Here is a 9,626-nt window from a genome sequence, read left to right as displayed (position 1 = left end):
GTATATGAGCTGTCAACCGAAGTGACGGCAGGCTGGTTGGCGCCATTGGAGCCAAAGTTGTCGCTGCCGGCGAAAGCGCTACCCGAGATGGCCAGAACGGCTGCGGTAGCAAGAATGATCTTCTTCATTTCAAGTCTCCTGAATTTTTGGATTTCGCCAGGGCGGCGGGCGAGCCCGCCGTCAACTGGTGATTCGGCTGTTAGTGGTTGCCGAAGAGGTTGCGGTCGCTGCCCTGAGCAGGCGTCTGAGCAGCCGGTTCCGACTTCTTGATCGAAGCGGTGTACGAGCTGTCGACAGCAGTGGCTGCGGGGACGTTCGAACCGTAGTGGTCGCTACCATTAGCGAAGGCGCTGCCGGAAATGGCCAGAAGGGCGGCGGCAGTGAGAATGATCTTTTTCATTTTATGTACTCCAGTATTTTTCCCGTCCGTCTAGCGGCGTGTCTTGGGAGGAAATCGCGTCGTTCGGACAGCCCCGATGTGGTAGGGCCGGTCTGCCTTTTCCAATCACGAAGTTGTTCCATGTGGACCATGAATCAGGCGCTTGAAATTGCGCTCCAGACTCCCCACGGGATAATTTTTTCAATATTTATCAAACAGTTAGTATAATCACGAGTACTCACCGCTTGGGCGATTTTTGAGCCGGCGTTCACACCGTCCTGCACGCACTGTCAACAGAAACGAACCGTTCGGTTCGATTTTAGAACGAGCTAATAGTCACTTTTCGAAACTGTTAACCTTTTTTGACCCCGGTCAGGGGTCGGTTTCGAGGAGATTGCAGACGGGAATGGCCGCCGCGGCGATAGGATTTCAGCTCCGCAATCGCCAACCGGAACGTTTCGCGTGCGTGTCGCGCCGCATGGATACGATGTCGCTTTCATGCCGATGTCGAAATCGCTGTCGTGGTTAGATCATGCCATCTCAGGTGCCGCTTCGTGACGACGAGGCGGAGAATTGGGAAGCCGGTCAGAATCCGGCGCTGCCCCCGCAACGGTGGTGGAGTTCAAGTCGCAACGGGAGACCACTGGGCAACTGCCTGGGAAGGTGTCGCGATGGTCCGCAAGGACAACTCCAGAGCCCGGAAACCAGCCCGAGATGTTTGAACTCGACTGATCGCGGTGGGCGGTCAAGAGGTGGATCGTGCATGTCCGGCGCATTGCCGGCCTGCGTCCAATCCTTCCTCCGTCACCACCAGTTCAGTCCTTAAAAGCAAGGACAGGACATGGATATCCGCAACGACATGCTGATGCTCTTGAACAGCCGCCGGCAAGGCTTTTCTCTGGAGCAGCCCTTCTACACCGATCCGGACTATTTCAAGCTCGACATGGAGCTGATCTGGTATCGCGACTGGCTGTTCATCGGCCACGATTGCGAGCTGCCGAAGCCGGGCAGCTATATCACCGTGCAGATCGGCGACTATCCGGTCGTCCTTGTCCGTGACCAGCAAGGCAAGATCAACGCCTTCCACAATTCCTGTCGCCATCGCGGCAGCCGCGTCTGCAACACAGAGAAGGGTACGGCGGCAAAGCTCGTCTGCCCCTATCACCAGTGGACCTATGAGCTCGACGGTCGTCTGCTGTTTGCCCGCCAGATGGCCGACGGTTTCGACAAGAGTGAGTTCAGCCTGAAGCCGATCGCCTGCGAGAGCGTCGGCGGCTACATCTTCATCTGCCTGGCCAAGGAGCCGGCGGACTTCGCGCCGATGCGGGCGATGATCGAACCCTATCTTTTGCCGCACCGTTTGCGCGAAGCAAAGATCGCCTTCGAGAGCACGATCATCGAGAAGGGCAACTGGAAGCTGGTCTGGGAAAACAACCGCGAGTGTTACCACTGCGCCGCCAATCATCCCGAGTTGTGCAAGACCTTCCCCGAAGCGCCGACCGTGACCGGCGTCAACGGCGCCGACAGCGACCCTGAGATGGTCGCGCACTGGGCCAAATGCGAGGCATCAGGCCTGCCTAGCAAATTCCGCATCGATCCGGCCGGACAGTATCGCGCCACCCGCGCGCCGCTGCTGCGCGATGCCGTCAGCTATACCATGACCGGCAAACTGGCGGTGAAGAAGAACCTCTCCGACACTGTCTCCGCCGACCGGATCGGCACCTTGATGCATTATCACTATCCGACGACCTGGAACCACATCCTCATCGACCACGCGGTGACGTTCCGGGTGCTGCCGATCAGCGCCACGGAAACGGCGGTGACGACCAAGTGGCTGGTGCACAAGGATGCGGTCGAGGGCATCGATTACACCATCGAAGACCTCACCCATGTCTGGACCGAGACCAACGACCAGGACCGCCGCATCGTCGAGGAAAACGCCTTCGGCATCCTGTCGCCCGCCTATGAGCCCGGCCCCTATTCGGAGCTGCATGAGGGTGGCGTGATCCAGTTCGTCGAATGGTACGCGTCGTTCATCGGGCCGCGCCTTGCCGAGGGCGGCCGGCCGGCGCTGCGCAGCGTCGCCTAGCACAAAACAAAAGGGACAAGAGGATGAATGCGATGACGGATCTTGGCCTCTATCGCCATCTCGACCAGATGACACCGTGGAACGACAGGCTGCAGGTGCTGGAAGTGATCGGTGTCAGCGACGAAGCGCCCGATGTGAAGACCTTCACCTTCCGCTCCGACAACCAGACCTGGTTCCGCTACAAGCCCGGCCAGTTCGTGACGCTGGAACTGCCGACCGCCGACGGGCCGCTGATGCGTACCTATACGCTGTCGTCCTCGCCGTCGCGGCCGTTCTCGATCGCGGTGACGGTGAAGGCGCAGGCGGGCAGCGTCGGCACGCGCTGGATGTTCGACCATCTGACGCCGGGCTCGCACGTCAAGGCCTATGGGCCGACCGGCGATTTTTCGCTGCACAGCCACCCGGCGGCCAAGTATCTGTTCATTTCGGCAGGCTCCGGCGTGACGCCGATGATGTCGATGCTGCGTTGGTTGAATGATTGCGCGCCATGGACCGATGTCGGCTTCGTCAACTGCGCGCGCCGCCCGGAAGAGATCATTTTCCGCAAGGAGCTCGAACTGCTCGGCAGCCGTATGCCCGGCCTGTCGCTCGGCTTCATGATCGAGGAGCGGTCGAGCCGCGAGGGCTGGTTCGGCCATATGGGCCGCATCGATGCGATCCGGCTGCCATTGCTGGCGCCCGATTTCCGCGAGCGCGAAATCTTCTGCTGCGGCCCCGATCCCTTCATGCGCGCCGTGCGCGGCATGCTGGACTCCGCCGGCTTCGACATGACAAAATTCCATCAGGAGAGCTTTGCGGCACCTGTCGTGGAAGAAATCCCGGCCCCGTTCACCTCGCCGGCGGAAAACGGGGCCGCCATTATCGTCGAAGCCGCGACGCCGATCCGTTTCGCGCTTTCGGATGTCGACGCCGAATGCGTCGCCGGCCAAACGGTGCTGCAGACCGCGCGGGCCTCGGGCGTGCGCATTCCCGCCGCATGCGAGTTCGGCCTGTGCGGCACCTGCAAGGTGAGGAAGGTCTCGGGCGACGTCGAGATGAGCCACAATGGCGGCATCCTCGATCACGAAATCGACGATGGTTTTATCCTCGCCTGTTGCTCAAAACCGCTTTCGGCGCTCGAAATCGAGGCGTAATCCGCTTGGAGTCGCCGCCGCACGTTGACTTGCCAAGAAAGAATCGAGCGTTTACAGGCGTTACAAGCTGAGCGGCCGCGCCGACCGACGATTGCTCGCGCAGCTGCGGGGGCCAAGAGCAATGCATCATAGCGATGTATACGCAATTTCGAGCAAGGACATTGTTTTTGAATCCTTCGACGGCGAAGCCGTCGTGCTCGATCTTTCGAGCGGGAAGTATTTCGGATTTTCCGATTCGGGCAGCAGAATCTGGCAAGCGCTATCGTCTGGCGTCGATGCCCAGGTTCTGATCGGGCTGACCGCTGGCGCCTCGACGATAGGCCGGGCTGAACTCGAAGGCTTCGTATCGCAATTGCTCGAACTGGGGCTGCTGGTTTGCCTGGATGCGCCACCGCAGCCGCTGCCCAGCGAATTGCTTGCCGAGCTTGCCGCCACGAGCGAGCCGCTCACCGTGAGCGTTCACGACGACCTGGCGGACCTCATCATCGTGGATCCTATCCATGAGGTCGAGGAACCCGTTGGCTGGCCGGCGGTCAAGCAGGCATCCTGACGAGCAGCCGGTTGCATCGCGATAGAAGGGCGCTGGACTTGGCCATGTCGCGCGTCACTCTCGAAACCTTGCCGGATTACGCCCGATATCTCATCGCCGCCGCTGAGCGCGCGGCCGCATACAATCCTGTCGCGCGCAAGATCCGCCTGCCCCGGCTGGAGCTTACCGCGCATCTCGGCCCCGGCGTGCTGGCGGATGCGCTCGACCATGCTTTTGTCGAGACCAGGGACGATCAACCTGAAACGTCCAGTTGCCGCATTTTCATCGTTCATCCAGGCATCCCCGGCATCCCCGAGCCGGCCAAGTGGGGCGACGCGCATTTCACCGAGCACGGCTTTGCCAAGCGGCTCGCTGAGACCGGGCTGCGTGGCCACCATTTTCACGATCTCGACTTCTGGCAGTTCTACGATCCGCAACGTCGCGTTGGCGTGCAATTGATGGCCTCGGCCGACGCCTTTCCACCGTGGGAGCCGGGAGCGCCGCTGCGGGCTTTCCTGCATTGGGAATATGCGGCGCGCGGCATGCGCCTTGCCCATGCCGGCACGCTCGGCGCCAATGGCAAGGGCTTGCTGCTGGCCGGCGCGGGCGGCGCCGGGAAATCCGGGACCGTCGCTGCCGGCCTCCTCAACGGCCTGGACAGCGTCGGTGACGATTATGTGCTGATCGACCTCGCCAACGGCGTGACTGCCTGCCCGCTGTTTGCAACACTCAAGCAGGATCCCCAGGGGTTTGCGCGGCTTGGGCTGAAGAACCGCCTGCCGGCCCATGGTCCGCTTAACTGGCAAGGCAAGCATACGTTTCACATTGGTGACATTGCGCCTCGGCCGGTGCCTGACACTCTGGACATCGTTGCGCTGGTGGTGCCACATATCGGTGGTGGCGGGGCAAGTTCGATCATGCCGGTGTCGCGCAGGGATGCCATGATTGCCTTGGCGCCATCCGGCATTGCGCAGATGCCGGGCGAGCGGGAAAGCGGCTTTCGCTTCTTCAGCGACCTGACCCGCCTGCTGCCATGCTACCGTCTGTCGCTGGGAACGCAGCCACAGGAGATAGCCGGCACGATCGCGGACTTTCTCGCGCGGGGCGCTTCATGAAGCTGAGCGTGATAATGCCTGTCTACAATCGCGAGCGCTATGTCGTTTCGGCATTGCGCTCGCTGGTGCGGCAGCGTGACGCCGCCGATCTCGACATCATCGTCATCGATGACGGTTCGACCGACGGCTCGGCGGAGGCCGTTCGTTCGATGATGCGCGAGACCCCCTGCATCCGCCTGTTCCAGCAATCCAACATGGGCGTCGCCAAGGCGCGCAATGCCGGGCTGCGGCAACTGCCGCCGGACGCCGCGTTCGTGTCGTTTCTGGATTCTGACGACATCTCGCTGGCCGGGCGGTTCAAGACGGATCTCGCGCGCTTCAAAGCCAATTTCGGCCTCGAGCTGACCTATTCGCTGATGACGCTGGCCGACCGGATCGACGACGAGCGGCTGGAGCCGACAGCCGACAGCCGCACGATGACACTTCGTGGAATTTCGCTGGGCACCGCCCTGTTCAAAAGGGGGCTTGTCGACCGGATGGGCCAGTTCGATGAGGATTTCGAGCAGGCCGAGGACACTGATTATCTGTTGCGCGTTTTCGAAACGGCACCGAACTACGAATTGGTGGACGCCGTCGCGATCTACTACCGGCGCCACGCCGGGAATGTTACCAAGGAGCATAGTGGCAGGGTCCGCAACCACTTGCGTGCGATCCACAAGTCAATGCGACGGCGCAAGGCCGATCCGTCGCTGCGAGAGGTCCAGGGAATCTTCGAACTGAAGAGTCCCGCTGATTGGCAGATGCTATGATGCTCCACACGATCGGATCGCATCGGCCAAGCCCGGAACGGTCATGGCGTCGCCAATGAGGCTGAGCGTCATCATGCCGGTCTACAATCGCGAACAATTCGTTGGCCTCGCGCTGCGCTCACTGCTTAGGCAACGCGAAAATATCGATCTCGACATCATCGTCATCGACGATGGGTCGACCGATGGCTCGGCGGCGGTCGTGCGGTCGTTCATCGACGAGGCCCCGTGCATTCGTCTTTTCCAGCAGACCAATGGCGGGGTCACCAAGGCGCGCAATGCCGGGCTGAAACAGTTGCTGCCGCAGACTCGCCTGGTGTCGTTTCTCGATTCGGACGACATCTCCCCGATGGGGCGCTTCACGGCGGATCTCGCCTGCTTCGAAGAGGATCCTGGCCTCGACCTGACCTATTCGCGCATGACGCTGGTGGACAAGATAGATGGCGAGACGCTGGAACCGGCCGCCGACAGCCACTCCATCACCGTGCGAGGGATTCACCTGTCGGCCGGGATCTTTGCGCGAGACCTCATCGAGCGCATCGGCGGCTTCGACGAGGACTTCAAACAGGCCGAGGACACCGACTATCTGTTGCGTATCTTTGAGAGCCAAGCAAAATACGTTATGCCCGATACGGTGGCTCTCTACTACAGGCGTCATCCCGGCAACATGACCAAGGAAGCCGATGTGCCCTTTCGCGAGTTCATGCGCGCCATTCACAAGTCGATGAAGCGTCGCAGGGCCGACCCCAACTTGCGCCGAGTGGAGGGAATCTTCGACTTCAAGGATCTCGCGCAGTGGCGATTCCTGTAATGGCAGGCTACGGCGTCGTCATTCCGGCTTTCAACGCGGCCGCCACCATAGGCGCGGCCCTGAACTCCGTTCTGGCCCAGACGGTAAAGGCGGAGACCATCGTCGTGGTCGATGACGGTTCGACCGACGATACGGCTGCCGTGATCGACGCGATGAACCTGCCGGTGACGGTGCTGCGGCAAGAGAATGCGGGGCCCGGAAGCGCCACGACCAAGGGTTTTGCCGCACTCTCGACTCCGTTCGTCGCGACGCTCGATGCCGACGACCTGTGGCTGGCGGACAAGATCGAAAAGCAGCTGGGCTATCTCGACCGTCATCCCGCAACAGCAGGCGTTTTTACGCACTGGCGGACGTTTCGCGGTGACAGGCCCGATTTGCCCGAGGCGGCCAGTGTGGCGGGCTGGTCGCGCACGACGATGATGATCCGCCAAGAGGTGGTGCCGACCGTCGGTCCCATCATCGATCCACCAGGCGGCCGCGGCGAGATGATCGACTGGATCGCCCGGGTTCGTGAGGCAGGCTTTGTCCTTGCCATGCTCGACGACGTACTTGCATTGCGCCGCATCAGGCCGGGCAGCCTTTCCTATGGCCGCGATCCGGAACGCGACCGCGGCTATCTCCAGGTGGCAAGGCTCGCCATGCAGCGGCGAGCCCAAAACAAGGCGGGCTCCCGTTGAAAGCCAGGCCTGTTCGCCGCATCGGCCGTCGCTTCCCGGACTATGGTTGGTCCTGGCCGACCGGCCAGCTCGACCAGTTGCTCAAGGCGGCGCTGCTCTCCGATGAAGGCGCAGCCGCTGGCTGCGCCGCGCGCTGGCTGGACGAGAACGACATCGACCTTGTCTCGTTTAGAGAACACCGGTTGCTCGCTGCCATCTCCGACAGGTTCGGCAGGAAGCTTGCCGGCCATTCCGCCTATCCGCGCCTTGTTGGCCTGCAGAAGATGCTGTGGACCAAGTCGCGCATGGCGATGCGCGAGGCCGAGCCGGCGCTGAAGGCAATGGCCGACGGCGGCGTCGACATCATGCTGATAAAGGGCGCCAGCCGTATTGCCTTGAATGCGTCGGCGCAGCGTGGCCGGGTGGCGCATGACATCGACATACTGGTGCGCCCGCGCGACATGGCTGCCGCCTTCGACATCCTGCGCGATCGCGACTGGCAGATAGCCTCGGGCGTCAGCGCGCAATATCTGCAAACACGGTTGGCGTCGCTGCGGTCGATGAATTTCTTCAAGGGCCGTTTCGGCGACATCGACCTGCACCAGCTCGGCTATGACGGGTCGCAGACGAGCGCGGAAGACGATCTGGCGATCTGGCAACGGGCGATCCCGGCCGAATTCAGCGGTGTCGCGGTCTTCGTGCCGTCGCCGGCCGATCGCATGACCCTGGCCATCGCCCATGGCGGCCTCGACGCCCACACCCATAGCGACTGGCTTGTCGATTGCGCCGTCGCCATCCATGGCGGAGACGTCGACTGGGACGTGTTCCTCGACATCGTCGGCAGACGCGGCCTGGCCGTTCCGGCGGCGGTGGCATTATCCTATCTGGCCTTTGAGATCGGCGTTGCCGTGCCGGAGCCGACACTGGCCAGAATCTTCGAGATGGCCGACCGGGCTGGCCTGTCGCGTTGGTCGTCGGTTCTGCAAGCCAAGCCGCGCACGGATTTCGGCGGCCTTGTCTGGCTGTCGCGCGGGCTTGCCAAGCAATTGCGCCTGAAGCGGAAGAAGGGCCGGTTGCAACAGGAGCCGCCCGCCAAGGCCTGGCGCGGCAGACCGGCTGCTCGCAAGCCGCAAGCCGCACCGGCGCCATTGTCGTTCTCGCAGGCCATCGCCTGTCCGCAAGCGACCGGCGACATGATGCTTGATATCACCGTCAGGATCATTGTTCCGCCGGTCCGACGCCGCATCGAAATGGAAATCAATGCCGGTGACGACCATATCGCTCGGCTGCGCGCCATGGCCATCCGGCGATCTGGCAAGGAACGCGTGCTGCATTTTCGCGGCAAGGTGACGCTCGACGGCGCGCGGGATGCCCTGACGCTCGAAGCGCGACCGTCGCGTCAGTTTCGCGAATGGAACGACGAGGCCACAGTGGCTGCCTATGGCGCCTTGCCTTTCCAGCTGCTGTCGGCGGAGTTCTCGCCGGTTGGCTGAAGAGCGAAAGCATCCGCAGCCATCAGGGGCTCGGAGTGATCAGCCTCAAGGATGGAAAATAGCTCCGGTAGCGGCCGACATCACGGGTCAGGAGCGGAAGCCTGGCGACGGCGGCATGGGCGCCGATGAAGAAGTCCGGCAACACGCCGGTCCTCGATCCTCCTGATCGGCGGTATTGCGTAAATACCTTTCCAGCAAGGAAAAGCGCGGCCCTTGGCATCGGAGCCATTTCGAGACCGGCCGCATCCAGAAAGGCCTCGAGATCCTCGATGCGGATGTAGCGAACGGCAAGTTCGGCATAGACCGCATCATTGACCAGCAACGGCCCATCAAGGCTCGCGGCCTCAAGCTGCGCAACCGACCAGTCCGCCCAATTGGGATCGTCCGTGACAAGGTCGAGCAGAACGTTGGTGTCGACGAAGGTCACGCTTCGCCACGCGTCAGCGCCATGATCGCGTCGGTCGTGAGCCCCTCGCCGGCATGGCCGCGCAACTTGGCGAAGCGGCTCGCAGGCGGCTTTTTGTCAACACGAGCCAGCACCACGCTGCCATCGGCGGCGCGCCGGAAATCGACCTTGCTGCCCGGAACGATCCCCAGCAGATCGCGGACCGGTTTCGGAATGGTCACTTGTCCCTTTGCGGTAACGGTGTTGGCCATCTTCATTCCCTGGTAATA

General features: G+C 62.1%; 12 protein-coding genes and 1 riboswitch. Of the genes, 8 read left to right on the top strand and 4 right to left on the bottom strand.

Going from position 1 to position 9,626, the window contains the following annotated elements:
* Together EN993_RS07350 and EN993_RS07345 are read right to left on the bottom strand one after the other, a co-directional pair.
* On the bottom strand, window positions 1-128 hold a 128-nt coding region (locus tag EN993_RS07350), incomplete at its 3' end, for a DUF680 domain-containing protein (protein WP_127262797.1).
* A 71-nt stretch (window positions 129-199) separates the two neighbouring features.
* Entirely contained in the window at window positions 200-400 is a 201-nt protein-coding gene (locus EN993_RS07345; RefSeq protein ID WP_109666845.1) for a DUF680 domain-containing protein, read from the bottom strand.
* A gap of 504 nt (window positions 401-904) precedes the next feature.
* Window positions 905-1,107: riboswitch (cobalamin riboswitch) on the top strand.
* A 113-nt stretch (window positions 1,108-1,220) separates the two neighbouring features.
* Between EN993_RS07345 and EN993_RS07340 the strand changes: the two genes are divergently transcribed.
* The 8 genes from EN993_RS07340 (at window position 1,221) to EN993_RS07305 (ending at window position 8,951) form a co-directional block, all read left to right on the top strand.
* Window positions 1,221-2,468 carry an aromatic ring-hydroxylating dioxygenase subunit alpha gene (locus tag EN993_RS07340; protein WP_127262796.1) on the top strand — a complete coding sequence of 416 codons (1,248 nt, stop codon included), beginning with the start codon at window positions 1,221-1,223 and terminating at the stop codon, window positions 2,466-2,468.
* 32 nt (window positions 2,469-2,500) lie between these two features.
* Window positions 2,501-3,601 (top strand): hybrid-cluster NAD(P)-dependent oxidoreductase, encoded by a 1,101-nt coding sequence (locus EN993_RS07335; RefSeq protein WP_109666850.1) that lies wholly within the window; start codon window positions 2,501-2,503, stop codon window positions 3,599-3,601.
* 91 nt (window positions 3,602-3,692) lie between these two features.
* Window positions 3,693-4,151 carry a PqqD family peptide modification chaperone gene (locus EN993_RS07330; RefSeq protein ID WP_245468680.1) on the top strand — a complete coding sequence of 153 codons (459 nt, stop codon included), beginning with the start codon at window positions 3,693-3,695 and terminating at the stop codon, window positions 4,149-4,151.
* Window positions 4,152-4,195: 44 nt separating this feature from the next.
* Window positions 4,196-5,245, top strand: coding sequence for a serine kinase (locus EN993_RS07325; protein ID WP_127262795.1), 1,050 nt, complete (start codon window positions 4,196-4,198; stop codon window positions 5,243-5,245).
* Complete coding sequence (locus EN993_RS07320; protein WP_164548555.1) at window positions 5,242-5,994, top strand: glycosyltransferase family A protein; 753 nt, start codon at window positions 5,242-5,244, stop codon at window positions 5,992-5,994. The genes EN993_RS07325 and EN993_RS07320 overlap by 4 nt, the downstream gene beginning before the upstream one ends.
* Before the next feature lie 55 nt (window positions 5,995-6,049).
* Window positions 6,050-6,802 (top strand): glycosyltransferase family A protein, encoded by a 753-nt coding sequence (locus tag EN993_RS07315; RefSeq protein ID WP_109667690.1) that lies wholly within the window; start codon window positions 6,050-6,052, stop codon window positions 6,800-6,802.
* Complete coding sequence (locus tag EN993_RS07310; RefSeq protein WP_245468679.1) at window positions 6,787-7,479, top strand: glycosyltransferase family A protein; 693 nt, start codon at window positions 6,787-6,789, stop codon at window positions 7,477-7,479. Before EN993_RS07315 ends, EN993_RS07310 begins: the two co-directional genes overlap by 16 nt.
* A complete protein-coding gene (locus EN993_RS07305; RefSeq protein ID WP_109666859.1) occupies window positions 7,476-8,951 on the top strand; it encodes a nucleotidyltransferase family protein in 1,476 nt (491 codons plus the stop codon). Before EN993_RS07310 ends, EN993_RS07305 begins: the two co-directional genes overlap by 4 nt.
* Window positions 8,952-8,973: 22 nt before the next feature.
* Here EN993_RS07305 and EN993_RS07300 read toward each other — a convergent pair whose 3' ends face one another.
* Window positions 8,974-9,378: a type II toxin-antitoxin system VapC family toxin gene (locus tag EN993_RS07300; protein ID WP_109666861.1), complete on the bottom strand. Its 405-nt coding sequence runs from the start codon at window positions 9,376-9,378 to the stop codon at window positions 8,974-8,976.
* Window positions 9,375-9,608 carry an AbrB/MazE/SpoVT family DNA-binding domain-containing protein gene (locus EN993_RS07295; RefSeq protein WP_109667693.1) on the bottom strand — a complete coding sequence of 78 codons (234 nt, stop codon included), beginning with the start codon at window positions 9,606-9,608 and terminating at the stop codon, window positions 9,375-9,377. Before EN993_RS07295 ends, EN993_RS07300 begins: the two co-directional genes overlap by 4 nt.
* Between the last annotated feature and the right edge of the window lie 18 nt (window positions 9,609-9,626).

It is taken from the genome of Mesorhizobium sp. M7D.F.Ca.US.004.01.2.1, from assembly GCF_003997785.1.
Taxonomy (GTDB): Bacteria; Pseudomonadota; Alphaproteobacteria; order Rhizobiales; family Rhizobiaceae; genus Mesorhizobium; species Mesorhizobium loti.
The sequence above is the reverse complement of the archived record's forward strand: the minus strand, read 5'-3'. Positions and strand labels throughout refer to the sequence as shown.

Bases quoted from the DNA above. Each gene is read 5' to 3' on its own strand.
- EN993_RS07345 (WP_109666845.1), bottom strand. From the start codon at position 400: ATGAAAAAGATCATTCTCACTGCCGCCGCCCTTCTGGCCATTTCCGGC.
- EN993_RS07340 (WP_127262796.1), top strand. From the start codon at position 1,221: ATGGATATCCGCAACGACATGCTGATGCTCTTGAACAGCCGCCGGCAA.
- EN993_RS07335 (WP_109666850.1), top strand. From the start codon at position 2,501: ATGACGGATCTTGGCCTCTATCGCCATCTCGACCAGATGACACCGTGG.
- EN993_RS07325 (WP_127262795.1), top strand. From the start codon at position 4,196: ATGTCGCGCGTCACTCTCGAAACCTTGCCGGATTACGCCCGATATCTC.
- EN993_RS07320 (WP_164548555.1), top strand. From the start codon at position 5,242: ATGAAGCTGAGCGTGATAATGCCTGTCTACAATCGCGAGCGCTATGTC.
- EN993_RS07315 (WP_109667690.1), top strand. From the start codon at position 6,050: ATGAGGCTGAGCGTCATCATGCCGGTCTACAATCGCGAACAATTCGTT.
- EN993_RS07295 (WP_109667693.1), bottom strand. From the start codon at position 9,608: ATGGCCAACACCGTTACCGCAAAGGGACAAGTGACCATTCCGAAACCG.